This is a genomic window from Exiguobacterium sp. FD-YE-25-4 (assembly GCF_057004685.1).
In genome coordinates this window covers 597,270-621,745 of record NZ_CM168041.1, presented here as the reverse complement: position 1 = coordinate 621,745, position 24,476 = coordinate 597,270, and the positions used below count along the sequence as shown (strand labels likewise).

Sequence of the window (24,476 nt, the reverse complement as noted above, 5' to 3'; positions counted from 1 at the left end):
CCTGTGCTATTATATTACCGTAACGTTAAGCGTTTCGCGGGTGTAGTTTAATGGTAAAACCTCAGCCTTCCAAGCTGATGACGAGAGTTCGATTCTCTTCACCCGCTCCATTTTAAAATTTCATATGCGGGTGTAGTTTAATGGTAAAACCTCAGCCTTCCAAGCTGATGACGAGAGTTCGATTCTCTTCACCCGCTCCAATTACCGACATATACGCGAGAATTTGCTCGCACACATAACCGCACGGTACACCGTGCATGAAGCAGGACGTCATTCGACGTTCTGCTTTTTTGTTTTTCACGATAATAGCAGTCATACCGGCGACGCTTAAATGATGACGATTCGGGAAAAGGATGGAAGACAAGAAGGAGGGATTCCCGTGATTCAAGTACGTCTTCAACCGTTCACTGTTTACGAAAGTGCACTCATGCGAACGACTTCGACGTTGATTGAGACGAATGAGAGCTTAATCGTCATCGATCCGAACTGGCTGCCTGAAGAGATTGCCACCATCCGCCGAGACGTCGAACTGCGTCGACAAGGCAAAAAGCTGTATGTCATCTATACGCACCAGCATTACGACCATATTATCGGTGCCTATGCGTTTCCCGATGCGACCGTCATCGCATCTCAGGCGTTCGTCGAGACGGATGCGCGCTCGCAGTTAGACGAGATCCAGTCGTTTTATGAGCAGTATTATATCGATCGCCCCATCGTCAAACCGGCCGTCGACATCATGATCTCCGAGGACGGGACGCTCGCACTCGGCTCTACCCCCATCACATTTTTATTGACACCCGGACACGAGTCGACTCATATGTCTTTAATCGTCGAACCGCTGCGACTCCTGATTTGTGGCGACTATGGGTCCAATATCGAGCCTCCGTTCATCGAGCATGATGCCGAGGCGTATTTGAATTCCTTGCAAAAACTCCAAGCCGCCATTTATGAGTATGAGATTCGTTGGCTCGTCCCGGGCCACGGCGATTTATGCGACGATCGCAGCAAGATGATGGAGCGGCTGAGCGCGGCCGAAGAGTATATCCTCGCTCTGCCCGAGGAACGGGTTTGGTCTCCCCATTGGCCCGAGCACGCCTTTTTCCAACGCGTCCATGAACGGAACCGTAAGCACGTCGAACAAAAAGCGAAAGATCGCGAGTCACGGCAACAAGATTATTGACACAAAAAAATCGCAACGTCTCCCCAAGACGTTGCGATCCCCCCTATTATGTAGACCTATTTCTTTGTGATGCGCTCTGAACGGACCGTGAACATACGGTCAATCCCATAAATGGTCACGCCGGTTAAGGCGAGCAATCCAATCATAGCTGATGAAAACATTGACCATACCCCCATTGTTCACAAATTCGTCAAAATCACCCCGTGCCTTCATTATAGAAGAAAACAAACAAAAAAGAAAGCGTTTTCTTCTAACTTTCTTCACAATTTTGTCACCTCTTTGAGTTCCCATTTGCTTGTCCAGCCTTGCGCAAATATGTGTAGCTTTTGTGGAATGTGGGAATACACTCTATAAGAATAAAGAGACAGAAAGCTGTTCGTTGAGGAGGAAGAGGCATGATTAAGTACGGCACATTGGTGCGGGTCGAAGGGAAGTATGCCGTGTTACGTTGGAACAACGGCTCGAGTTTCATCCCAAGACGATTCTTGCCATCAGAAGCACGTGTTGGCGATACAATCATTCGAGATAATCATCACTATTATCTCGAGGAAGACATGACACCGAATTTTGATGCGCTCATCAAACAACATTATAAAAAGTAGACAAAGACAGACCGGTTCACTCCCAGTCTGTCTTTGTCCGTTCATTTACTTTGTTTTGTCTCGCAACCAATCGAAATCGACCGGTCCGACTTGTTTGGCGGTGATCACACCGTCTGATCCGATGACATAGGTCGTCGGCATGGCCACAATGCGATACGTTTTTACAGCCTCGCCGTCTTCGTCTAACAGGACCGGGAAACTGAGCGGCACTTCTTCTAAAAATGCATCGACATCTCGTCGGCCGCGACGTTCGTTATTCGTGATGTTCACGCCTAGCACAGGGACGCCCGTCTCATCGCTAAATTTAATCAGTTCAGGTAGTTCTTCACGGCACGGAGGACACCACGTCGCCCAGAAGTTCACTACAACCGGCTGTCCTTTGTAATCGGCGAGCGATAGGCGTTCCCCTTCGACCGTCTCCAGTTCAAGGGCCGGCGCGCGTTGACCGACCTCGAGACCGCCAAGTACGCTATCGTCCGTGGCGATGCTGACCGCCGGTTCCTTCGCCTGACTATTAAACTCGTCATATCCTTTATAGCCTAAACCGGCCACGAGGCCAGCCATGATCAATCCAATCGCTAGTTTATGAAATCGCATGATTTACCCCTTGTCCTGTGTACTGTTCACTCCTAAACTTAACTTATCATATCATTCAAAGGAGAGTAACTATCTTGCAACTTTACAACGAGAAAGTTAGCGTCACACTAAAAGCACACGGTGCCGAAATGACCAGTTGGAACGTCGACGGGACGGAGCTCCTCTGGCAAGGTGACCCAACGTATTGGGGCCGGCAAGCCCCGATCCTTTTTCCGTTCGTCGGACGCCTGCTCGACGACCGTTACTTATATGACGGAATGACGTACACGATGAGCCAACACGGATTTGCGCGCGACGAACTGTTCGAGGTCGCCGAGGCTTCCGATACCCACGTCCGCTTTATCCTGCGCGATTCTGTCGAGACGCGTAAACACTATCCATTTTCATTCGAACTGAATGTCATCTATCGCCTCATCGGCGAAGAGTTGAGCGTGACGTATCGTGTCGTCAACCGAGATGATACCGTCCTCCCGTTCAGCATCGGCGGGCACCCGGCCTTTAATATCCCATTTGCCGGGGGGACGTTTGAAGACTATACGATTGACTTTGGGGAGACGCGAACACTCGACCGTCTATTGCTCGAAGGACCTTACTTGACGGGTGCCTATCAACCTCTCGGGGAACGCCGTTACATCCCGCTGACTCATCACTTGTTCGACCAAGATGCCCTCATCTTTGAACAAATCGAGTACGCAGCGCTTCGACATCAACCGAGCGGTCGGGCCATCGTCATGGAATCCCCTCACTTCACCCATTTCGGCATCTGGTCGCCTCCACACTCCGACGCCCCGTTCGCCTGTCTCGAACCTTGGTTCGGACACGCTGACTACAAAGGTCATCGGAAGGACATCCGCCATAAAGAAGATATGCAACTGCTCGACCCTGGTGAGTCGTTCGAGGCGACTTACACGCTCTATACCGAATAAAAAACGAGCTGACCGATGCGGTCAGCTCGTTTTGTTAAAAGCGATTTTCTTGCTCCGCCTCATACTCTGACGGCGGTTTTTTCATGACGATGGCCAGGACGATATAAATCAATAGACCAGGACCCCCGAACAAAGCGAGGACGACGAAGATGATGCGCATTAACGTGACATCGACCCCAAGGTATTTCCCTAGTCCCGAACAGACACCGGCAATCATTTGATCAGACGGATCTTTATACAATTTTCGTTCCATCAGGACACCTTCTCCTCCAGATTTTCGTTAGCGTTGTGGTCGACGAAGCGTCGTTCTGCCTCCAGTCGCCACTTCCCCACGACTGTCAAAATCGAGTGCTTCATTGATTGGGGTACTGCCGGATTTCACTTCGATCCGACGGCCATACAACCCACGATTATCGAGCGAAGCGGTGATGATCGTCGCGACGTCCGTTTCAGAAATCGTCGCACCATTCGCATCACTCAAGTCTTCCGATGCCTCAATCGAGCCTTTCCCTGGCCCATCTACAATTGTCACTGGGCAAATGATCGTGTAGTTTAAACCGCTATGTTCGATATACTCATCGGCCGCGTTATTGGCAGACAAGAAGTTGAAATGTTCTTTCGGTGCCGCGTCCGGTTGATCCGCGCCGTATGCACTGAGCAAGACGACGTGACGGACACGTTCTTTTTTAGCAGCGTCAATCGCTTTCATCGCGACGTTGCGGTCCAGCAGTTCGATTTCCTTGCTTGATCCATCTGCCCCTGCCGTTGCCGCGATGATGACGGCATCTTGTCCCGAGGTCGCCTCGTGAATCCCTTTATCCAATTCTTTCTCGACGTCGACGGTGAGCACGCGCGCACCCATCTTTTCATACTCTGCCTGTAGTTCAGGATAACGAATTAAAGCGGTCACTTGATGCGATTTCGCTAAACTTTTCAATACACGTCTACCGATCTTTCCTGTTGCTCCAATGACTAAAACTTTCATTCAAATTTCCCTCCTCAAAAGAGTAGTTCATTTGATTAAATTTCCTCTTTCGGAACGGAATCAAACCCTTTTCGCGAAATTATCTCACCGTTCCCCACATCGTCAAGTCGAGGGCGTCACGAATGGCTTGAACACTCGCTTCGGTCGGTTGATAGTAATAGACGTTATCGATGTAGGCGTCTTCTCCTTCGATTTGAAGTTTATCCACCTGCGGCTGTAATACCATCGTCATTCCGATCGATGCCATCTGCAACGGATTCATTTCGAGTCCCATTTCGTCTTTCATGAAACGATACGTCGCCGGGATTTTCGTCCACCCCGTCGGACTGGCCAATTTATCGGCGACGGCCGACATGACTTCGGTTTGGCGGTTAGAGCGGGCACCGTCCGTGTCTGTCTTCCGGTGACGGGCGTAGGCGAGCGCCATGTCCCCGTCCATGGCGTAAGACACTCCTTCTGTGTACTCATACGTTTGATTGAAGCCTTTCTCGCTGAACGAGTGGGTCGCTGTGACGTTGACGCCGCCGACGAGGTCAATCAATTCCATAAACGTTTCAAACGTGATCACGACTTGACCGTCAACCGAGGTTTCCGTCAGTCCTTCTACCGCCCCGACCGTACAATCCGCACCACCATAGGCAAACGCATGGGTGATCTTATCGCCTTCTCGTTCTGGTTCGCAAGGAATCGCTGTATACGTGTCCCGCGGAATCGAGACGTTTTGAACAGTGCGTGAACGTGGTACAAATTCCATCAACTGTAAAGAGTCCGTCCGTGATCCAGATAATGATTCTCCGACGCGGGCGTCACTTCCCATCACTAAAAACGTAACAGGACGCGTTGCCATATAGCCGACTCCGATGAGGAGGAGCAATATGACAAGCAATAGCTTCCCTTTCCACTTCCGGCGGCGCGGTTTGTCTTTCGGTGCGGTCGCCTCATGTTTGACGTGAGTTCGTTCCGGTTCACGTGTTTGGCGTCTCGGTTCCCGTCGTTCTTCTCGACGTGGCTTTGATTTACGTTTCGTGCCGAACGGAAGAGTTAACTTCGCTTTCGGTTTCCGGACGTCGCGCGCTTTCTTTTTTGGTTCAGACGACTGTTCATGCGCTCGGTTTAGAAACGGATGCTCGCCTTGTGTCGTCTCTGCTAGCCGGCCCGTCTCCCATCTTTCCGGGCTCTCTTCGTTTGTTTGATGATTTATCGCTTCGTGTCGAGCTTGTTCGTTTAGCTGAGCCTCTTCACTCAACCGTTCCCGTTCGAGCTCACGCTTTCTGCGTTCGACACGTGATAAGTGTTGATCGTCATTCATATGCAATACCTCAATTATGGTTAGATTTTTCTACATTATCATCGACAAACGTTTTTCTGACAACGGTTAACGTAAAAATCCGTCTCAAGCATGAGACGGAAGGGTTGTTTTGAATCGAAAGCGGGAAAGGAAGAATAATTGGTGTCTGCCCATCTGCGGACAGTTACTTTGTTCGACGTCCTCTTGAAAGGAGGGAGAGCTAATGCGTATCGGGAAGTTACGGATGTTGCTAGAACAGTACGGCGAAGCCACGCTTCGCGATGTGATTGTCGAGATGTATCGAAACATCCCTAAAACCGTGATTGAAGAGAAAGACATCGACTTTATGGTCAGCCAGTTCACACGATATAAAGAGCAAAAATCGTCAGACGAACGTCATTCGCTCTCACAAACCATCATCCTCGCTGAACGTTTTGTCGAATTGGCTTATGATCACTTATATGTAGTACCGAACCAAGTGATGAGTGAACGTGACCAAAAAAATTGGTACATTCATGCGAAAAAAATCATTCGCGATTTAGCCTATTACGCGGATGACGAGCCCGAGGCCCGGACGATGTACGAAGAAATGTTTTTGTTGCTGTCGTCTTCAGCGGGAGAAGAACCGCTCTTCACAACGAGCGATCCTTTCCGGTTGTTAAAATTGTCTCAAACCACGATGTTATCCCAACTGATTCAGTATTATCAACTTGATGCCCCCACGACCGCCGTTTGGATCGATCGTTCCTTATACACCGCACTCCATGTCCCAAAAGATGTTGACTCGACTCGGGTCGACCTGCTCTCGACACTCCTCGATCAATCTTATAATTCGTCCGAATGGAATTTGCTCCGTGAACGTTTGACCACGTTGTGCGACCGCACATTAGCCAAAGCCCACACAGACGAGAACGCCCTTGCCGATTATCAAGCCTTAAAGATGCTTGAGCTGGAATTACTCGTGGAGCGCGGCCATTTATCAGAAGCCGAACAAAAGTTGTTCGCCGAATATATCCCTTTCTTCTCCCATCGTTCAGAACCGTTCAAAGTATATGTGAATATGCTCGAAAGTCGTGGCCATGCGAATGAAACGAAACGATTGCGACGACTCGCCAAAGAAAAACGAATCCAATTTTAATCATACAAAAAAGGGAGTCAATCGACAGCGTCGGTTGACTCCAAAACATGATATGAACGAGGGGTGTTCATCTGAAAAGGAGGGGAAGTTGGTGCAGAACTCCCTTCCTACACGTTTAGTATAAATCAGATTTGAAACCGCTTCCGATTCAGATATTGCATTTTTGTGAACGTTTTCACGTTATTCAATCGCATTGATAATCCCTAGCCCGATCACGGATAATAATACAATCAATACAAAAATGAACACCATCTCGTTCGGGGAGCGAAACCCTTCATATAGTTCTACCGCTTCGTCAACGATGACGTTCTCATGGACAACGATCGGATTCGTTTCCGCCTGCGCCGTATGCGGTATACCCATCAACACTACTGCTAATAACCAAAAACTTATTACGTATCGCATAGTCGTCTCCTTGACTCGTTTCTTACCCATCAGTATAGCATGTCTTTTTCATTTAACCTGAATTGGATTGTTCTACGTTTTAACAAATATCACACCCTGTTTCATCCTCCGCCATCAAATCTCTTTATGTATGTCTTAGCCAGATAGAGTCTCGTCCTTGAGCCATTTCCACGTCAAATCGGAAAGATTTTTGGGTGTTTTTGAAACAAATACGCCCTTGATTTCCCAATAAATGTTCATCAATTTAATACGAGCATTTGTATGTGGTAACGCTTACAATTTAAGGGTATCTCATTTTATATAGAAAGTAGGACCGCTCGGATGAAGCAGACCTTTACCATCAAAGAAAGTCGTGAACTTCCACCCCATCTTCGACCATTGCTCCACAATCTTTATAACCCTCGGCACGTCCCGAATCTGTTCAGCTTTCCACCACAGTGCTCGTTGTATACCGGTTGGCTAGGAAATGAGCTCATGGCCGCCATCACCGTGGATTATCGTGACCTCCCCACCACCCAACAGATTCGCATGACTGATGCAGCCTATACAAACTTCGCGGCATTGCGTGGGTTGATCGATCGCGTCTTGTATCAATTCCATCCGCATATCGGACAAAAAACGATGGTCTCTTTAAATGTCCAAAACGCAAAGGCGCTTCAACGACTCGATTCGTTCACCGCCATCGGGTTCACACCTCATCTTGAGTCGACCGTTTATGATTTACCTGTACTACCGTTCCAAAAAGAGACATACGCGCAATGGCAACTCTGCCTTGAGCATCCGGAAACGTATGCGTTATGGTCATCGACCCGCAATCAGTACGCCCGTCTTTTGCCAGGCGCCTTACCGGTTTCGGCTAGAACCATCGACGAATGTCATCGAAATCAAGGTGCGTTCCATTCATTGAGACGGAACGGTGCTGTCGTGGGCACGATGTATAGCCGAATCGAGTTCTCGCGCTTGCATATTCATGAGCTCCACATGACGTGCGACTCATTCACGACCCGAGAAGGTCTCTCGTTCCTCCAACAATCATCTTTCATAAGGTTGAAAAAGATTCAAGACGTCAAGGTCACAGTGACATCGCTCCAACCAAACTTGCGAGACGCCCTACTAAAACAAAAAGCCACCCAAACATCTGTCAGCACTCATACATTTTTAAAAGAATTGGTCCCTTATCCTTCTGTACAGTAAACAGTAAAAAAACACGAAACGTTCTGGGTCCTTCATCGGACTCGTTCGTTTCGTGTTTTCATTCGGCAGCGTTTGTCGATTCCATCGCGAGCGGTGGCATCTGTTCAAAAAGATCGGTTCTAAGTCCTGTATCGCGCCGATCCAACGATTCGATTCGATCGAATTGGATCTCGCGGTCCGCCACGCTGAACCAATAGGTGATATGTGGCTCGTCTGTAAAACGCAGGGCATAATTGGAACCGTTCAAATGAAAGTCCACTTCCGTCGACAAGATTTCAGCAGGACCAATTTTTTTATGTGTCGTCAATCGTTCCAGGACGACTTGTTCTTCATTGATCCGATAATCGACAAACGTCGCAAGTGAGAGTCCAAACACAAATGACACCAGCGCGAACGCGCTGATCAATCCAAGAGTGATCTTTCCGTTCATTTCGCCGTCCCTCCCTCTTTCAGTATATCGGATTCCGACAAAACGTTGTGAAGTGACATTTTGTTCAAGTTTCGTCAAACTAGAGTGTGAGGAGGGATCAAGATGCACATTGACCATACCGGAATCGCTGTCCGTGATTTAGACGAAGCGATTTCATTTTACACGACCGTCCTACAAGGGAAGCTCGTCGATCGCTACACAAACACAGCGGTCGGCGTCGAGACGGAAATCGCCGTCATCCACGTCGGTGACGATGTGATTGAACTGTTGTTGCCGACGAGCCCAACGAGTCCAATCGCCCGCTTCATGAAAGCACGAGGCAAAGGCGTCCACCATATCGCCTACCAGGTTGATGACTTAACTCAATCGATCGAGTCGCTCAAACGAGACGGCATTTCCTTTTTAGAGGACACGTTGCGGACGACGGCAAAAGGCCGACGTCTCATCTATATGGACCCACGTCATTCGGGCGGCGTCATCGTCGAACTGTGCGACTATCCGACAACAAGCAAGCAGTGAGGGAGCCCCTCACTGCTTTTGTAATGCCTGCTCGATGATATCACGGTTTTTTGTCTTCAACCGTTCGTTGTGCGAGGACACCATCGCCGCTTTCGTGGCGTCCGGATCGATGAACGTCTTTGCACGGTTGACGGCATTGGCCGCATCTTGGAAAGCGCCCGCGATGAGGTGGACTTTCCCTTCATGCGTCAAAATGTCGCCAGCCGCATATAAACCTGGCACCGACGACTCGCTGCTCGCATTGCCTTTCACGTAAAAACCATCCACCATCTCGACTTGTAACTCGCAATCACCGAGCAGCGCCGTATCCTGCTCGTACCCATGGTTGATGACGACTTCGTCGACTTCTACGAGATCACGTTCCCCCGTCCCGCAATCGACGAGCGAAACCGCATGAATCGTCGTCCCATCCCGAGAGATGAGGTCTTCGATTTGCGTATGCAACCGACAGTCGACACGGCCACAAAGCAACTTATCGACTTGTGACTCATGTCCCTTGAGCGCTTCTTTCCGGTACGTTAAAATGACGCGCTCAGCAATCGGTTCGAGCTCATTGGCCCAGTCGATGGCACTGTTGCCGCCCCCTGAGATCAATACCGTCTTTCCTTTGAACGCCATGAGCGATTTGACCGTATAGTGTAAATTCGAGACCTCGAAGCGCTCTGCCCCGCTGATATCGATTTTCTGTGGTTGTAGGATGCCGCTTCCTGTCGCGACGATGACCGTCTTGGAAACATGCTGTCCATGTGTCGTATCGAGTACGAAATGGCCTTGGTTGTCCTTCGTCATCGATTCGACTTTCTCTCCGAGCACGACGGTCGGATCAAACGTCAAGCCTTGTTCCACCAATTGTTCGATAAGGCGAGCACCGGTCGTCGGTGTGACCCCGCCGACGTCCCAAATCATCTTCTCTGGATAGACATGGATTTTGCCGCCGAGATGTGGTTGAAACTCAATCAATTTCGTCTTCATCCCACGAAGCCCACTATAAAACGTCGCATATAGTCCGGCTGGTCCGCCCCCAATAATCGTTACATCATATACATCTTGTTCGCTCATCGCCCTCACCCTTCCTTGAAACTCCAGCGCCATTGATTCTCATTCTCATTCACTATACCTTGAAACACGCCTGTCGACAATCTATTTTGACATCAAACAAACATTGACACGATGTGTGGCACTTGCTATAGTAGATTCGATATTGAGAATCATTATCACGGGCGTCATCTACGGAAAGGGGAATCCATCATGTCACGGATACATACGACAGATATCGAGGTCGGATATGGCGACAAGACGATTGTAAAACAATTGAGCTTGTCGATTCCCGACCATAAAATCACGACGATCATCGGACCGAACGGCTGTGGAAAATCGACGCTCTTGAAGGCGATGACCCGGATTCTTTCTCCGTCTAACGGTTCAGTCCATTTGGACGGAGCCGACATCGCCAAATGTAACACGAAAGAGATCGCCCGAAAAATGGCGATCCTGCCGCAAACGCCAGAAGGTGCCGGCGGATTGACGGTTGGAGAACTCGTCTCCTACGGCCGGTTCCCTTATCAATCCGGATTTGGCCGCCTTTCGAAACATGATCATGAAGTGATTGATTGGGCGCTTGACGTGACCGGGACGCTCGCCTATAAAGACCGCAGCGTCGATGCCCTCTCAGGCGGACAACGTCAGCGTGTATGGATTGCGATGGCGCTCGCCCAAGAGACCGATTTGATTTTCTTGGATGAACCGACGACGTATCTCGACTTGGCCCATCAGCTCGAAGTACTCGAACTGCTCGAGACGCTCAATCGAGACCAAGGACGAACCATCGTCATGGTCCTCCACGACTTGAATCAGGCCGCTCGCTTTGCCGATCACATCGTCGCGATGAAAGACGGCGAAGTACTCGCGACAGGAACGGCCGAAGAAGTCATCTGTCCGCTCGTCCTCAGACAAGTATTCCACATCGATGCCATCATCGGTCGCGACCCGCGGACCGAGAAGCCGATGTGTCTCACGTATCACTTGATCAAAGAAGAGACAAACGAAGTGAAACACGACAAACAGGTCGCCGCAGCACTGCTTGCCAACGCGCATTAATCGGCTGAGCACTACTTAACGTCCCGCACATTGCGAGACGTTTTTTCATTCAGCGTGCGTTTTTGGGGAGGAAGACGCGGGTATTGAGTGGAAGATACTGAGAAAGGAGGCACGCTATGGATTGGTTAGACGGGTTCTTCATTCTCATCTCAGTCGCTTGGCTATATGAAATTTGGCGTTACCGAAATCGGTCCGAGCCGACCGACGGCGCCAGTGAGCACGCCAGTTTTTACATCGTTTCATTGATCATGGTCATCGTGTTTGCGGTTTCCATCGGATTATCCGTCTGGACAGATGTACGTCAACCGCTTCCCCAACGTCTGCTCGGACTCGGTTGCTACGTAGCCGGAGTGTCGCTCCGCTATTGGGGCATCGGGCAGTTGCGCCATCAGTTCACCCGTCACGTCGTCGTCCGTCCCGAGGATGAACTCGTCAGTTCGGGGCCGTATCGCTATTTACGTCACCCGCTCTACACAGGGCTCTTGTTTATCACACTCGGGTTTTCACTTTACTTCACGCATTGGGGCATCGCCTTATTCGGCACATTCTCGATTGGTTTAGCGCTGTTATGGCGAATTCACATCGAAGAGAAGATGCTGACCTCTCATTTCGGGAGCGCGTATCGAACGTGGGCCAAATCGCGTAAACGATTGATCCCGTTCGTCTATTGAGCAACAATCGCTGAATAAACAAAAACATGCACGCCGTCAATCGATGACGGTCGTGCATGTTTTTTTATACAGAGAAGCGTCCGAGCAGACGGACGATCATAAAGCCTGCCCCAAATGAGAGGATACTGAGCACCCACATGAGCGTCGTGTCCGGGAGACCCGGGAATACGACCGCGAGCGAGCCGATGACGAGGCCTAAAATGACGGAAAACGTCATGCCTGGAAAATGGCCGAGCAAATAGCGGATCACTTTACTGCTGACGATGAAACCGACCGCCACCCCAAGACCGACGATACCGATGATGAGAATATTCAAGTTCGATAACGCACTGATGACGGTTGGATAGACCCCGATGAGAAGCAAGACGAACGAGCCGCTAATCCCTGGTAACAACATGGCCATACTTCCGAGCCATCCTGAGAAGAACAACAGAATCGCCGTGCTTGTGGAAAGTTCTGTAATGATGGCCGTATCTGCCGGTTTAATGATAGCCATGCTCGCCACAAGAATGGCCCCGATCACCATGGCGACGATATGTACCGGACGCATGACCGCACGCGATCGAAATTCAAACAGGAGCAACGGAATTATCCCGAGAATCAACCCGATGAAAAAGAACTGGGTCGGCTCGTAATATTCAAGCAGCAAAAATTCGATCACGCGGCTAAGACCTAAAATCGCACCCGCCATCCCGATCCCGAGCGGAATCAAGAACAAGATATGCTGTTTCCAATGTCGACTGAAAATCCCACTGATCGCTTCGATCAACCGGTCATAAATCCCTAAAATAACTGCAATCGTCCCACCACTGACACCGGGAATCAAGTCACTCGTCCCCATCGCGATGCCGCGCAGGATATTTTTCCATTCCATACATGATCTCCTTTTTCGCTACTGATTCATTTCAAGCATTTAGTATAGCCGAGTCGCAATCATTTTGCATCGGTTTTAAGACTGATAATTGACCGATTGACGGTTCAGTCAAAGCGCGAGCGCCATATAATCAAACCGTCCTCCGGAGATATCGATTTCTTTCACTTTTTTAAAGCCGAGCCGCTCATACAACCGCCCGGCTGCCGGGTTCGTCTGGTCAACGTTGAGCGTGACTTGTGGGATGCCTGTCTCACGGGCATGGTCAATCGCTTGTTGAATCAGTTTCGTCCCAATCCCACGGCCGCCGAACGACGAGTCGACAGCGACCGAATCGATATAGAGCACATCCCCTGACGTTTCGACGTCTAACGTGTCCGGTTGCCCTTGGGTCCGGAGCCACGCCTTGATCGGTTCATCCAACTGCGATGCCCGTTCCCCGTGGTAGGCAATCAGAATGCCCGCCATCACTGTCTCGTTTTCCGCCACCCAAACGTTTTCGTAGCTCAAGCGGTTTCCGGGCTGACCAATCCACATCGAGAGTCGTTCGAGTACTTGTTGTTGGTCTGACGTACCGGTCAACGAATACGCAATTTCGTGAATCGCCGCGTAAACGAGCGGTGCGATTTGCGTGCTGTCATCCGGTGTCGCTTTTCGAATATTCATCTTTATCGCCTCCACCCATCAGTCTAGCACAAAGCTTCTTTCAAAGGGTTTGTCGGACAGTGAAGTGTGGGATGATACAAACAGAAGGGAGGAATAAGTAATGAAAGCAATTTTGACAGGCATGAACGGAACGGTCGCCCCTGTCGTCGCCCGTACATTAAAGCGGCACGGCATCGAGCCGGTCGCGTGGGACCGCACGAAAGTGTCCACATCTGACGAGGCTGAGATGCGAGCCTTTATCGAATCGGTCCGCCCGACTTATTTTCTTCATATCGGCATGGGTGCCGCCGAATGGGCCGATACGCTCGCACGTCTATGCGGGGAATATAAAATCCCCTTCCTCTTCACGAGCACCGTCTCCGTCTTCTCCGACAGTGTGACGGGACCAATCACCCCGGACACACCGCCCGATGCAACAGATGAATATGGTGCCTATAAACGGGCGTGTGAAGAAAACATCGCTAGGACTAATCCCGGTGCCCAAATCGTCCGCCTCGGTTGGCAAATCGGGGACGGTCCCGGTTCGAATAATATGATGGATTATTTCGAGACCGAGATGAAGCGAAACGGTGTAATCGTCGCGAGCGCACACTGGTACCCGTCCTGCTCGTTTTTAGAAGATACGGCGGACGCCTTGTTCGAGATTTTGACGAAACGTGGGCCGGGACTGTATCAATTGAACGGCAACCCGAGCCATTCCCTCTATGACATCGCACTCGGCTTGAAAGAGTTGCATGACACATCATGGCAAATCGAACGAACCGACGAACCGAAACGGGATAACCGTATGGTCGACACGAACATCACAATCCAACCGATCACGAAACGGTTAGCCTTGCACACAAAATGAGTCGCCTCTCGGCGACTCATTTGCGTTCAACCCGTTCCAACACGAGCCCGCTTTTCGGCAAACTCGGTAAGTCCACAAAACTATAACTAAGGTCTTGAGACGGTACCTCATAGCGATAGCGGTTCAAGAACACGTCGATCGTTTCACGCATGATGGCGATCGTCACATGTTCCCCGGCGCAGCGATGCCCAAAATCCACATCCCCGCCACCTTGAGGGATGAACGTGAACGGGCTCTCGGTCCACCCTTTGAACCGGTCTGGATTGAACTGTTCGGGTTCCGTCCAAAGCGAGGGGTCGTGGTTCGTCCCATACAAGTCGAGCAAGACGAGCGTCCCTTGCTCGAACGCAAACCCATCCCATTCGAAGTCCTGCTTGACGCGCGCGGCCGTCACCGGGAAGAACGGATAAAAGCGCCGGACTTCTTGGACGAACCATGTCGAATCCGTCTCGCCGTAGGCCAACCGGGCACGAGCCTCCGGAAACTGATGCAACGCGAGCACAGTGAACAAGACGTAAATCGACACCGCCACAGTCGGTCGTAAAATATTGATCACCTCGACCGCCACGACATCGGCCGGAAGCAACTCCCCTGCCTCATCACGATGCCATGAAAATTCATACAACGCTGTCTGTTCGTTCGGAAGCAACCGGTTCGTCCGCACTTCCTCGACCATCTTCCGAACCCAAGACTCGGCCGACGACCGGGCCGCCCGTCCACGTATGTGCTTTGGTCCAAGGGCCGTCCCCGATTCGAACAACAACCGCATCTCATCCGTCCGCTGTTTCACTTCATGCTCACCGAGCGGAACCCCGGCCCATTCACAAACGGCCCGCATGAGGACTTCTTGCGCCATATCATAGAGCATTGTTTCGTCTTCGGCCGCATCGAGCGCTCGTTCCCATTCACGGCTGACAAGTCTCGTCAGTCGCTCGATATTTCCTGGGAACATGAGCGACATGAACATCTTTTTTCGATGTGCATGCGCCGCACCGTCCAGCGTCTGCACCCCGTCCTCCCCGAATAACGTCTTCAGCAACCGCTTCGGTGCCGCGTCTTGCCGAACGAATTTGTCCGCGTCATAAAATAAAGCGGCTGCCTCGGCACCACCGAGACAGATTGCTCGCTCCCCAAGTAAACGCGTTTCGAATAGGTTTGACTGAAAGCTTTTTCTGCGGTTCGGGACATACAAGTAGCCCTCCCGGAGGAACGCCAAGCTATGGTCGAGCCCTTGTTCTTTCGGGATCGGTCGTGTCATGATGTATCATCCTTTCCAACTTTTCTATAGAGGATGTTCCCCTGTTCTTAGCGAACAAACCTATAAAGAAAGGAGGCGGGCGAATGCTCTCATTTATTTTGACGTTTCGTCGCATGTTTCGCGGAATCTGGCGCGGTCTGAAAGACGCTGAGTTTCAAGTGTTGTTCAGTCTCGCCCTTCTGACCATCGTCTCGGGGACACTATTTTATTCACGGTTCGAGGACATGCGTTGGCTTGACGCCTTGTATTTCAGCGTCGTCACGCTCACGACGATCGGCTATGGGGATTTCGTCCCGACGACCGATCTCGGTAAAGTGTTCACGATCGGCTACGTCATTACTGGTGTCGGCATCATGGTCGGCTTCATCACCAAAGTCTTTGACCACCTCCAGCAAGCGCGACTCGAAGAGGTGCGCAAACGAAACACGCCACCGTCTCCTTGAAGACGGTGGCGTGTTTCGTTAAGATGCTTTTCGATTTCGATTTTCGAGCTCGAGTTGCTGATTGAACCGTTTCGTCTCGGCGATCACGACACCCGACAAGAACAGCAGACCAATCAAGTTCGGGATGGCCATCAAACCGTTAAATACATCGGAAAGGGCCCAGACCAAGTTAAGGTTCGTCGTCATCGCGCCGAGTCCGGCCACGAGGACGAAGGCGATGCGATACGGAATAATCGATTTCTGGCCGAACAAGTAGTGAATCGAACGTTCTCCATAATACGACCATCCGAGCACCGTCGAATAGGCGAACATGACGAGGCCGATTGTCACGATATATCCGCCAGCCGGCCCTAAAAATTGCTCAAACGTCGCCGTCGTCAACGCGACCCCTTCGAGCCCCGACCCGATTTGTCCGCCCATGACGAGCGTGATCCCTGTGACCGAACAGACGATGAGCGTATCGAGGAACACTTGCGTCATCGAGACGAGTGCCTGACGTCCTGGCATATCCGTCTTGGCCGCCGCCGCCGCGATTGGGGCCGATCCAAGACCGGCCTCGTTCGAGAAGACGCCGCGGGCCACCCCGTAACGAATCGCCGCCCCGATCGCTCCTCCACCAATTGCCTCGGCGCTTAACGTGCTGCTGAAGATGAGTGAAATCGCATCTGGAATGAGCGTATAGTTCATAATCATAATCAATAATCCACTGCCGAGATAAAAGACGATCATGACCGGTACGAAGTAACTGACGACGCGTCCGATCGATTTGACACCACCTAAGATGACCGCACCCGTGAAGATCATGATCAAGATACCGGATACGTAAAGCGGCACATCAAACGTCGTTTGGAGTGCCATCGCCACCGAATTCGTCTGTACCCCGTTTCCAATCCCGAACGCCGCGAGGGAAGCGAACCCCGCGAAGGCGACGGCGAGCCAGCGCTGTTTCAAGCCGCGCTCCAAGTAATACATTGGTCCCCCAGCCATTTGTCCCCGCTCATCAGTGACCCGATATTTGACCGCGAGCACGGCTTCCGCGTATTTGGTCGCCATTCCGAAGAAACCGGATACCCACATCCAGACGATCGCGCCTGGCCCACCGAGCACGACGGCCGTCGCGACCCCGACGATATTCCCCGTACCGACCGTAGCCGCGAGCGCGGTCATGAGTGCTTGGAAGTGACTGATGTCCCCTTTCGATGACTTGTCCTGATTTTTAGAGAATGCGAGCTTCAATGCGTAAGGCAACTTCGTGATTTGAATTCCCCCGAGACGTACCGTCAAATAAATGCCTGTCCCCACAAGCAAAATCAATAACGGTGGTCCCCACACAAAGTTTGAAATCGTACCGATGAGTTCACTGAACGATTGACCCATGTTGTATTCCCCTTTCCCCGTATGTAATGAGTACATCTCTATTTTTTCAGAATACTTAGAAGATTGTCAAAAGTATTGTGATAAAACAAGTCAGAGAAAGAGGGGCTGTATCTAAAACAGCGAGCCGTCGATTAGACGTCTCGCTGAGATGGGGGTTTTTCACGTTGTAACGGCGCCTTCCAATCGAACTCGTCCGGCACGTAGTCGAGCCCGCCCGAATGGAACGGTTGGCAACGCATGAGCCGGCGCGTCGTCAAATAACCACCTTTGAGTGCACCATGTTTCTCGATCGCCTCGATCCCATAATGCGAACAACTCGGATAAAACCGACACGTCGGTGGTTTCAACGGAGAAATGAAGCGTTGATACCCTTGAATCCCCCGGACTAATACTCGTTTCACGTTTCATCGCCTCCTGATTGATTACTGCCATGATAGCTCGACCGGTCCGACTTGTCATCCGTGACGTCTGCGACAATCCAGTGACAAGACGGTGTCACGTTTTTCCTTTGTTTTACAATTTGAGCACGAGAGGCGCTATTTGACGCATCATTTGTTATGATAGGCAACATGTACACGACCGAATCTATATGAAGAGGTGACGATTATGAATATTTTAATGGTAGGAGCAGGATCGATGAGCGAGTCACTCGTCCGCGGATGGTTAGCCTCAGGTCTGTCTCCTGAACAAATCACGATGACGAACCGGAGTGACCGGACACGTCTTACAGAACTTCACACTGAGCTCGGCGTGCAAATCGTCGACGAAGAGGATGTCAACGCGTATGACATTGTCGTCCTTGCGATGCAACCGGACGGGGTGCTTCCATATGTAAGCTCGAAGACGTGGACCACACCGCTCCTCGTCTCCGTAGCGGCTCATATCGAACCGAGCGAAATTGAAGAGGCGTCAGGTCTCCCTGCCGTCTGCGCGATGCCGAATACGCCAGTGGCTTATCAAAACGGGATGACCGGACTCTGGTTCGGACCCGAGACCGATGATACGGTCCGTGAAACGGCGACGGCGTTGTTTGAGCGTGTTGGTCGTACAGCTGTGACTGATGCGAAGACGATGTCGGCCTTTATGGCCGCCGCCGGTTGTAGCCCCGCTTTCTTTTACGAGATTGTCGGGTCGATGACACCGGTCTTGACGGAAGCAGGATTTGACGAAACGACAGCCCGTCAAATCGTCGCCCAAGCGATGAAAGGATCAGCTGAGCTTCTCCTCCATGAGACACGGCCGACGAACGACTTGATCGCAGATGTGGCCGCGCCGGACGGTCCGACCGATCGGGGTGTCGGTGTCCTTCGCACACGCGACTTGGCTGACGTCATGTCATCCGCACTACGTGAAAGCGCGAAAGAAGACCATGAAGCGATTGACGCACCGATTGAAAGAACGTAACCATTGAATGAAATGCCCGCTAGAAGTCGAACGTTACGTTCTGACGTCTAGCGGGTGTTTTTTCGTTTCCCTTCGTATGCTCGATAAGTCATAAAATCCACATATTATGGGAACTTCCAACGACAAAGGGCATGGTATGCTACTGATTGAGAACAATTATCATTTAATGAATATGGAGAGATCTCAATGCGTTCACTACTTGCCATTCCGTTGCATCAGCCTGTGTTCATATCCGATTTGACGAGAATTGATGATCGTCTGCGCCGTCGCATGATTGCTTTAGGGTTTTATGAGGGCTGTTCCATACGGATCAAACGTCGGGCCATCCTATCCGGACCGCTCACCATCGAACAAATCGAACATCAACAAATGATTGCGATTCGTCGTTGTGACGCCGAACAAATCGAGGTGATTGTCCCATGACCCAACGAATCGCCCTCATCGGGAACCCGAATACCGGAAAAACGTCATTGTTCAATCGATTGACAGGTTCTTTCGCCCACGTCGGAAACTGGTCCGGCGTCACCGTCGAACAGAAAGTCGGACAATTGCATGGAAACATCGGACAGCTAATCGACTTGCCGGGTGTCTATGACTTAGACCCGCTGTCGGCTGACGAAGCGATCGTCTCGCGGTTCCTGTTACAGGAACCGTTCGATGGGCTGTTCAACATCATCGACGCCTCACAATTCGAACGCAATTTACAATTGACGCTCCAGCTGCTCGAAATGGGGCGCCCGCTCCAAATCGGATTGAACATGGTCGATGTCGCCGAAGGAAGAGGCATCACCATCAATTTAGAACGGTTGCGCGAACGGTTGAACGTCGATATTTTCCCCATCACAGCGCGCACCGGAGCCGGTTGTGATGTCCTTTTATCCTCGCTTCAATCGAAACCACGCGACCCGTTCATCCTTGATTACGGGCAAGATACCGAACGTGCGATTCAACAAATTTTGGACGCGACCGGCCGCTCCGACCGTGACCGCTGGGTCGCTGTCCAATACTTGGCTGGAAACCGTGTCATTTCCGAGCTACTTGAGTCTTCAGCACCAACCGTTCTCGCGATTCGAAAGACGTTGGAAATGAAACTCGGTCGCTTCGCTCATGCCCATATCACGGAACGAAGACGCGAGTGGACGAAAGACGTTCGTCAGCACGTCGTCGAGGAACGGAATACCCGGCGCGTCACGCTGACTGATCGCATCGATGCCGTCGTCACACATCCGATCTGGGGCTTACCGATTTTCTTCGCGGTGCTCTATAGCTTGTTCCATATCACGTTCAACTGGGTCGGCGCGCCCTTATCCGATGTATTGGATGGATTGTTGACCGGTCCCGTCACATCGGGAACGAGCTGGTTGTTACAAACGCTCGGGACCTCGTCCTTCATCCAGGCATTGATCATCGAAGGTGTGATCGCCGGTGTCGGTGGCGTCCTCGTCTTCGTACCGCAAATCTTTGTGCTCTTTTTCTTCATCTCATTCTTAGAGGACTCAGGGTATATGGCGCGCGTCGCCATCGTCATGGATCGTTTCATGCAACTCGTTGGACTGAACGGGAAAAGCTTCATCCCGATGATCATCGGCTTCGGCTGCAACGTCCCGGGTATCATGGCCGCCCGAACGATCGAGGAGGAGCGCGAACGGCTGGTGACGATATTCATTTCACCGTTCATGTCTTGCTCTGCACGTCTACCGATTTACGCCGTCTTTGCTGCTAGCTTTTTTGCATCGAATCAAGCGCTCGTCGTCCTGTCGCTCTATATGTTAGGAATCATCTTGGCATTGATCATCGCTAAAATTTTTACGTCCCTCTTGGCCGCAGAAGACCGAAATAGCCTCTTTATCGTCGAACAACCTCCTTACCGGGTCCCTCAGGGGTTGACGCTTTGGCGCAGCACGTGGCAAAAAGCAAAAGGGTTCGTCCGAAAAGCCGGTACGTTCATCTTTGGAGGTTCCGTCTTCATTTGGTTGCTCGCTTATTCCGGCCCAAATGGGTTCGACGTGCCGATGGACGAGAGTTTTCTCGCCATGGTCGGTGGCGTCATCGCGACGTTGTTGGTACCGCTCGGATTTGGGACATGGCAAGCGGGCGCTGCACTCATCACCGGTTTTTTGGCGAAAGAAGTCGTCGTTTCGACGATGGCGATCATCTATGCGGTCAGTGAATCCGATTTGTCGGCTTCATTATTTCCCGTGTTCACTCCGTTGAGCGCGTATAGCTTCATGGCGTTCGTCTTGCTTTATGTGCCGTGCCTGGCGACCGTTGCTGTCATTCGGCGTGAGGTAGGAAGCGCCAAGCTGACATGGGTCGCTAGCCTTTACGGATTAGGCGTGGCGTATGTCGTATCGTTGCTCATCTACCAAATCGGCCGTCTACTCGGATTTTCGTGACAAGGAGGAAATGAGATGTCTTTATTTGATCTATTGATTGGCCTTGGCGTCTTCGGATACGCCGTTTATGCGCTTTATCGATACACACGAAAAGCAAAAGCCGGGAAATGTGCCACTTGTGAGATCAAACCGACGTGCACATCATCCTGTGAGGCCGCCGACTGGGATCAACTCATCACCGAGGCTTTACGTTCCAACTCAAAAAAGTCATGACCTATACAAAAATGGACGGGCGCGTTTTTTGCGCCCGTCCATTTGTTCATTGAAAGATATGTAACACGGTGACGATGACGGCGACCATCAAAATCCCCGGCAATAGATTCGCGACGCGAATCCGAGTGATGCCGACCAAATTTAAACCGATTGCGACGATCATGACGCCGCCGGTCGCTGTCATTTCTAAAATAAAGTCATCCATGAGCGATTCAGGGATAAACTTCATGATTTGGATGGCGAGCAAGGCGATTGCCCCTTGGTATAAGAGAACCGGGACGGCCGAGAACATGACCCCAATCCCTAGCGTCGAGCTAAGGACGAGTGCCGTGAAGCCGTCAATCAATCCTTTTGTATAGAGGACATCATGGTCCCCACGCAATCCACTGTCGAGTGCACCGATGACCGCCATCGCCCCGATGACGAAGATGAGCGTCGCCGTGATGAAGCCTTCGGCGATACTCGACTTGCTCTTGCCGCCGAGTCGGCGTTCTAATTGATAGCCGACCTCGTTCAACTTCTCATCAAGTTTCCACCATTCGCCGAGCGCCGCCCCGATGACGAGACTGCCGATGACGATTAAAAAGTTCTCACTCTTCATCCCCATTTGAATCCCCAGCAAGACGACGGCGAGACCGATGGCTGCGGTGACCGTCTCTTTCATTCGTTCGGGGATGCGGTGAAATAAAAGTCCAAGTAATGTGCCAATCACGATCAACGCCGCGTTGACGATTGTTCCGGTTAAGACCATCGTATAACTCCCCGTTTCTGTATGTATTGAGAGGAATATACCAACTGTGTATGTAGACTGTCAATTGAAAGAAAAACAAAAAAAGCCACTTCTCGCAAGAAGTGGCGTCGCGGAAACCCACGTTCCTATGGGTTTCGCATCGGGTTTGGCACCCAAGTGATTCTGACTGGGCTCGAACCAGCGACCTCTACCCTGTCAAGGTAGCGCTCTCCCAGCTGAGCTACAGAATCAGGTCGTGTCCTCTCTTAAGGACACTATTAATATATCAAGAAACTAATGCCTTGGCAACTGTTTTTTAAAACTTTTTTTACTTTTTTTCAACGCGTCATTTCTTCCCGTTTCATATGGCGGCATAACCGCTCTAAATCACCGGCATATACCGAGACGAGCATGCCTTGATACTCGGTGTCACGGTCCCAATGCAATCCGTTCGCTTTCGCGACTCGTTGCGATGGGACGTTATCCGGATGAATCAAGGAAATGATCTCTTTCTCACCTTCTTCGAACGCATGACGCATAAGGCGAGCCGCTGCCTCGCGTCCGTAGCCCATATGCCAATGCTTCGGCGCCAACCAATATCCGACTTCAAGTTCAATCGTGCCGTCGAGTTCATGGAGCAACGTGCCGGCATGACCGATCGGCTCGTCATTTTCATGCGACATCAATTTGAGCAACCCGGTTTGACGACCCGTCTGATAGCGGGCCAACTGGCGCTCGAACCATTCGATCGTCTGTTCATCCGTATATGGCTTTCCGTCCGGGCTAATGAAACGCATCACGCGCGGATCTTGGAGTAGCGATTTCACGAAATAAAAATCAGCAATCGTGTAAGGTTCGAGTCGTAGACGCTCGGATTGCAGTTTGATATGACTCATCGTCCCCGCCCCTTTCGTTCACAGTCTGAACTATTCAATTCCCGTTTTTATTCGAAGCTAATCCTGATCACGCGACAACTTTCAATCCGATGACGCTTCCGATAATAAGCAATAAGAAGAAGATGCGCCACCGGTCCCGGGATTCGTTCAAGTACAGCATGCCGAGCACGACCCCGCCGGCCGCCCCAATCCCGACCCAAATCGAATACGCCAATCCGAGCGGGAGCGTCTCGAGCGAACGCGACAATAAATAAAAGCTTAAGGCAAACGTTCCGACCGACAAGATCGACCATTTAACAATCTGATAGCCTTTTGATTTACCCATCCAAAAGACGGCCATCATCTCAGCAAGACCCGCACCAATCAAAAATACCCAACTCATGCCGACTCACCTCCCGTCACTTGTTTCAGTCCGACCACACCGATCAGAAGCGTGATGATAAAGACGAGCTTCATCCCGGTGAGCGCCTCGTCGAACAAGAGCGCCCCGACGATGACCGTTCCGACGGCTCCGATGCCGGTAAAGACGGCGTATCCCGTCCCCGCCGGTAAGGTGCGGAACGACATCGCCAACAATCCAAAACTCACAATCAATAATAGAATCGTCATCACGCTCGGACCGAGCACCGTGAACCCGTTCGACAGCTTCATCGTCGTCGCCCAAACGATTTCGAGCAGACCGGCGAGCACGAGCCAAACCCAGGCTAGTTGATCTTGTTTCATGTCCAACCGACTCCTTTCTTGAAAATCGTGAATGCGGCCCGTTGCCGTTTGACGCGATTCGTCTCAAGCGTGAAGAGCGAAAGAAGCGCCCCGTCTAGAAAACAATAGTACGCGTCATACACGTCCTCGAGTGACTGTTCGGGTAAGGCCCCTTGCTCCATCGCCAATCGAAACTGTTCTTTCTCGAACGCTTGCAGTTCCGTCTCGACCGAACCGAGCGTCGTCTCGATGAACGATCGCAACTCGGGCGGTGGGACGAGCAACATCCGCTTCGTCAGCATCCACGTCTCTTCCTCTTCAAAGAAGCGAATCAACGCCTCGACGATCGCCTCGATCCGCTCGAGCGGCGCAGCGTCAACGGAAGCGTCCCGTGCCTCCTGCCAGATGTGTGCATAACGGTTCCCCATGTCCTCGACGACTTGCTTGAACAGTTGTTCTTTCCCTTCGATATGGGCGTATAGCGACGCCTTTTTGATGCCGACATCCTCAGCGAGCGAGGCGAGCGACAAGCCTTCATATCCTTCAAGCGCAAACCGGCGCCGCGCCGCCAGTTCGATTCGTTGTTTCGTATTCATCACAGATCGTCCCCTTTCTCTCTCACCACCTTACCTAACGAA

31 protein-coding genes and 3 tRNA genes are annotated in these 24,476 nt (G+C 51.2%); 16 read left to right on the top strand and 18 right to left on the bottom strand.

Features of this window, described 5'->3' with window-relative positions:
• Nucleotides 1-36: 36 nt before the first annotated feature.
• From AC13H5_RS03210 to AC13H5_RS03195, 4 genes are all read left to right on the top strand, one after another.
• Nucleotides 37-110: transfer RNA gene (locus AC13H5_RS03210), tRNA-Gly, on the top strand.
• A gap of 16 nt (nt 111-126) precedes the next feature.
• A tRNA-Gly gene (locus tag AC13H5_RS03205) sits at nt 127-200 on the top strand.
• Between the two features lie 179 nt (nt 201-379).
• The gene (locus AC13H5_RS03200; protein WP_034781170.1) at nt 380-1,180 is read left to right on the top strand and encodes an MBL fold metallo-hydrolase; all 801 of its coding nucleotides are present in this window, start codon (nt 380-382) and stop codon (nt 1,178-1,180) included.
• A 395-nt stretch (nt 1,181-1,575) separates the two neighbouring features.
• Nucleotides 1,576-1,782 carry a DUF3006 domain-containing protein gene (locus AC13H5_RS03195; protein ID WP_016508383.1) on the top strand — a complete coding sequence of 69 codons (207 nt, stop codon included), beginning with the start codon at nt 1,576-1,578 and terminating at the stop codon, nt 1,780-1,782.
• A 45-nt stretch (nt 1,783-1,827) separates the two neighbouring features.
• Here the strand turns inward: AC13H5_RS03195 and AC13H5_RS03190 are convergent, their stop codons facing one another.
• Nucleotides 1,828-2,379, bottom strand: coding sequence for a TlpA family protein disulfide reductase (locus AC13H5_RS03190; protein ID WP_034781171.1), 552 nt, complete (start codon nt 2,377-2,379; stop codon nt 1,828-1,830).
• Between the two features lie 74 nt (nt 2,380-2,453).
• On the opposite strand from AC13H5_RS03190, the gene AC13H5_RS03185 reads away from it, so the two are divergent.
• Nucleotides 2,454-3,305 (top strand): aldose 1-epimerase family protein, encoded by an 852-nt coding sequence (locus tag AC13H5_RS03185; protein WP_251128517.1) that lies wholly within the window; start codon nt 2,454-2,456, stop codon nt 3,303-3,305.
• A 34-nt stretch (nt 3,306-3,339) separates the two neighbouring features.
• Here AC13H5_RS03185 and AC13H5_RS03180 read toward each other — a convergent pair whose 3' ends face one another.
• The 3 genes from AC13H5_RS03180 to AC13H5_RS03170 all read right to left on the bottom strand — a co-directional run bounded on the left by AC13H5_RS03180 (nt 3,340) and on the right by AC13H5_RS03170 (nt 5,599).
• On the bottom strand, nt 3,340-3,558 hold the full coding sequence (locus tag AC13H5_RS03180; protein ID WP_034781174.1) for a PspC domain-containing protein: 219 nt from the start codon (nt 3,556-3,558) through the stop codon (nt 3,340-3,342).
• Between the two features lie 27 nt (nt 3,559-3,585).
• Entirely contained in the window at nt 3,586-4,290 is a 705-nt protein-coding gene (locus AC13H5_RS03175; protein WP_034781176.1) for an SDR family oxidoreductase, read from the bottom strand.
• Nucleotides 4,291-4,369: 79 nt separating this feature from the next.
• Nucleotides 4,370-5,599, bottom strand: coding sequence for an LCP family protein (locus AC13H5_RS03170; protein ID WP_483546293.1), 1,230 nt, complete (start codon nt 5,597-5,599; stop codon nt 4,370-4,372).
• 202 nt (nt 5,600-5,801) lie between these two features.
• Here AC13H5_RS03170 and AC13H5_RS03165 point away from each other — a divergent pair, with 202 nt between their 5' ends.
• Nucleotides 5,802-6,716, top strand: coding sequence for a hypothetical protein (locus AC13H5_RS03165; protein WP_483546292.1), 915 nt, complete (start codon nt 5,802-5,804; stop codon nt 6,714-6,716).
• A gap of 180 nt (nt 6,717-6,896) precedes the next feature.
• Here AC13H5_RS03165 and AC13H5_RS03160 read toward each other — a convergent pair whose 3' ends face one another.
• Nucleotides 6,897-7,079 (bottom strand): hypothetical protein, encoded by a 183-nt coding sequence (locus tag AC13H5_RS03160; RefSeq protein ID WP_233005286.1) that lies wholly within the window; start codon nt 7,077-7,079, stop codon nt 6,897-6,899.
• A 516-nt stretch (nt 7,080-7,595) separates the two neighbouring features.
• Between AC13H5_RS03160 and AC13H5_RS03155 the strand changes: the two genes are divergently transcribed.
• Nucleotides 7,596-8,315: a hypothetical protein gene (locus AC13H5_RS03155; RefSeq protein ID WP_483546291.1), complete on the top strand. Its 720-nt coding sequence runs from the start codon at nt 7,596-7,598 to the stop codon at nt 8,313-8,315.
• Nucleotides 8,316-8,373: 58 nt separating this feature from the next.
• On the opposite strand, the gene AC13H5_RS03150 is transcribed toward AC13H5_RS03155, so the two are convergent.
• Complete coding sequence (locus AC13H5_RS03150; RefSeq protein ID WP_034781184.1) at nt 8,374-8,745, bottom strand: hypothetical protein; 372 nt, start codon at nt 8,743-8,745, stop codon at nt 8,374-8,376.
• 102 nt (nt 8,746-8,847) lie between these two features.
• Here AC13H5_RS03150 and AC13H5_RS03145 point away from each other — a divergent pair, with 102 nt between their 5' ends.
• Nucleotides 8,848-9,264, top strand: a complete 417-nt coding sequence (locus AC13H5_RS03145; RefSeq protein ID WP_214754276.1) for a VOC family protein — start codon at nt 8,848-8,850, stop codon at nt 9,262-9,264.
• A gap of 9 nt (nt 9,265-9,273) precedes the next feature.
• Here AC13H5_RS03145 and AC13H5_RS03140 read toward each other — a convergent pair whose 3' ends face one another.
• Entirely contained in the window at nt 9,274-10,323 is a 1,050-nt protein-coding gene (locus AC13H5_RS03140) for an NAD(P)/FAD-dependent oxidoreductase (protein ID WP_034781187.1), read from the bottom strand.
• A 189-nt stretch (nt 10,324-10,512) separates the two neighbouring features.
• On the opposite strand from AC13H5_RS03140, the gene AC13H5_RS03135 reads away from it, so the two are divergent.
• Nucleotides 10,513-11,361 (top strand): ABC transporter ATP-binding protein, encoded by an 849-nt coding sequence (locus AC13H5_RS03135; protein ID WP_034781188.1) that lies wholly within the window; start codon nt 10,513-10,515, stop codon nt 11,359-11,361.
• 116 nt (nt 11,362-11,477) lie between these two features.
• Entirely contained in the window at nt 11,478-12,032 is a 555-nt protein-coding gene (locus AC13H5_RS03130) for a methyltransferase family protein (protein WP_483546290.1), read from the top strand.
• A gap of 64 nt (nt 12,033-12,096) precedes the next feature.
• Here the strand turns inward: AC13H5_RS03130 and AC13H5_RS03125 are convergent, their stop codons facing one another.
• The gene (locus AC13H5_RS03125) at nt 12,097-12,906 is read right to left on the bottom strand and encodes a DUF368 domain-containing protein (RefSeq protein ID WP_214712213.1); all 810 of its coding nucleotides are present in this window, start codon (nt 12,904-12,906) and stop codon (nt 12,097-12,099) included.
• Nucleotides 12,907-13,014: 108 nt separating this feature from the next.
• Nucleotides 13,015-13,569, bottom strand: coding sequence for a GNAT family N-acetyltransferase (locus tag AC13H5_RS03120; RefSeq protein WP_034781193.1), 555 nt, complete (start codon nt 13,567-13,569; stop codon nt 13,015-13,017).
• A gap of 100 nt (nt 13,570-13,669) precedes the next feature.
• Here AC13H5_RS03120 and AC13H5_RS03115 point away from each other — a divergent pair, with 100 nt between their 5' ends.
• The gene (locus AC13H5_RS03115) at nt 13,670-14,419 is read left to right on the top strand and encodes a sugar nucleotide-binding protein (protein WP_034781195.1); all 750 of its coding nucleotides are present in this window, start codon (nt 13,670-13,672) and stop codon (nt 14,417-14,419) included.
• A 16-nt stretch (nt 14,420-14,435) separates the two neighbouring features.
• Here the strand turns inward: AC13H5_RS03115 and cypC are convergent, their stop codons facing one another.
• The gene (gene cypC, locus AC13H5_RS03110) at nt 14,436-15,677 is read right to left on the bottom strand and encodes a CYP152 family fatty-acid peroxygenase CypC (RefSeq protein WP_483546289.1); all 1,242 of its coding nucleotides are present in this window, start codon (nt 15,675-15,677) and stop codon (nt 14,436-14,438) included.
• Nucleotides 15,678-15,760: 83 nt separating this feature from the next.
• On the opposite strand from cypC, the gene AC13H5_RS03105 reads away from it, so the two are divergent.
• Nucleotides 15,761-16,120, top strand: a complete 360-nt coding sequence (locus AC13H5_RS03105) for a potassium channel family protein (protein WP_034781199.1) — start codon at nt 15,761-15,763, stop codon at nt 16,118-16,120.
• Nucleotides 16,121-16,138: 18 nt separating this feature from the next.
• On the opposite strand, the gene AC13H5_RS03100 is transcribed toward AC13H5_RS03105, so the two are convergent.
• Nucleotides 16,139-17,497, bottom strand: coding sequence for an alanine/glycine:cation symporter family protein (locus AC13H5_RS03100; RefSeq protein ID WP_214712218.1), 1,359 nt, complete (start codon nt 17,495-17,497; stop codon nt 16,139-16,141).
• Between the two features lie 131 nt (nt 17,498-17,628).
• Nucleotides 17,629-17,898, bottom strand: a complete 270-nt coding sequence (gene yidD / locus AC13H5_RS03095; protein WP_034781204.1) for a membrane protein insertion efficiency factor YidD — start codon at nt 17,896-17,898, stop codon at nt 17,629-17,631.
• A gap of 205 nt (nt 17,899-18,103) precedes the next feature.
• Here yidD and AC13H5_RS03090 point away from each other — a divergent pair, with 205 nt between their 5' ends.
• The 4 genes from AC13H5_RS03090 to AC13H5_RS03075 all read left to right on the top strand — a co-directional run bounded on the left by AC13H5_RS03090 (nt 18,104) and on the right by AC13H5_RS03075 (nt 21,510).
• Nucleotides 18,104-18,901: a pyrroline-5-carboxylate reductase family protein gene (locus AC13H5_RS03090; RefSeq protein ID WP_034781206.1), complete on the top strand. Its 798-nt coding sequence runs from the start codon at nt 18,104-18,106 to the stop codon at nt 18,899-18,901.
• 186 nt (nt 18,902-19,087) lie between these two features.
• A complete protein-coding gene (locus tag AC13H5_RS03085; RefSeq protein ID WP_214754283.1) occupies nt 19,088-19,324 on the top strand; it encodes a FeoA family protein in 237 nt (78 codons plus the stop codon).
• Entirely contained in the window at nt 19,321-21,297 is a 1,977-nt protein-coding gene (gene feoB, locus AC13H5_RS03080; protein ID WP_214797608.1) for a ferrous iron transport protein B, read from the top strand. The genes AC13H5_RS03085 and feoB overlap by 4 nt, the downstream gene beginning before the upstream one ends.
• A 15-nt stretch (nt 21,298-21,312) precedes the next feature.
• On the top strand, nt 21,313-21,510 hold the full coding sequence (locus AC13H5_RS03075) for a FeoB-associated Cys-rich membrane protein (protein ID WP_214797609.1): 198 nt from the start codon (nt 21,313-21,315) through the stop codon (nt 21,508-21,510).
• Nucleotides 21,511-21,556: 46 nt separating this feature from the next.
• Here the strand turns inward: AC13H5_RS03075 and AC13H5_RS03070 are convergent, their stop codons facing one another.
• From AC13H5_RS03070 to AC13H5_RS03045, 6 genes are all read right to left on the bottom strand, one after another.
• Nucleotides 21,557-22,261, bottom strand: a complete 705-nt coding sequence (locus tag AC13H5_RS03070; protein WP_034781214.1) for a DUF554 domain-containing protein — start codon at nt 22,259-22,261, stop codon at nt 21,557-21,559.
• Nucleotides 22,262-22,418: 157 nt separating this feature from the next.
• A tRNA-Val gene (locus AC13H5_RS03065) sits at nt 22,419-22,491 on the bottom strand.
• Between the two features lie 87 nt (nt 22,492-22,578).
• Entirely contained in the window at nt 22,579-23,136 is a 558-nt protein-coding gene (locus tag AC13H5_RS03060) for a GNAT family N-acetyltransferase (protein ID WP_029596076.1), read from the bottom strand.
• 67 nt (nt 23,137-23,203) lie between these two features.
• The gene (locus tag AC13H5_RS03055; RefSeq protein ID WP_021065258.1) at nt 23,204-23,518 is read right to left on the bottom strand and encodes a DMT family transporter; all 315 of its coding nucleotides are present in this window, start codon (nt 23,516-23,518) and stop codon (nt 23,204-23,206) included.
• Nucleotides 23,515-23,859: a DMT family transporter gene (locus tag AC13H5_RS03050; RefSeq protein WP_167491846.1), complete on the bottom strand. Its 345-nt coding sequence runs from the start codon at nt 23,857-23,859 to the stop codon at nt 23,515-23,517. The genes AC13H5_RS03055 and AC13H5_RS03050 overlap by 4 nt, the downstream gene beginning before the upstream one ends.
• The gene (locus tag AC13H5_RS03045; protein WP_214708893.1) at nt 23,856-24,434 is read right to left on the bottom strand and encodes a TetR/AcrR family transcriptional regulator; all 579 of its coding nucleotides are present in this window, start codon (nt 24,432-24,434) and stop codon (nt 23,856-23,858) included. The genes AC13H5_RS03050 and AC13H5_RS03045 overlap by 4 nt, the downstream gene beginning before the upstream one ends.
• Between the last annotated feature and the right edge of the window lie 42 nt (nt 24,435-24,476).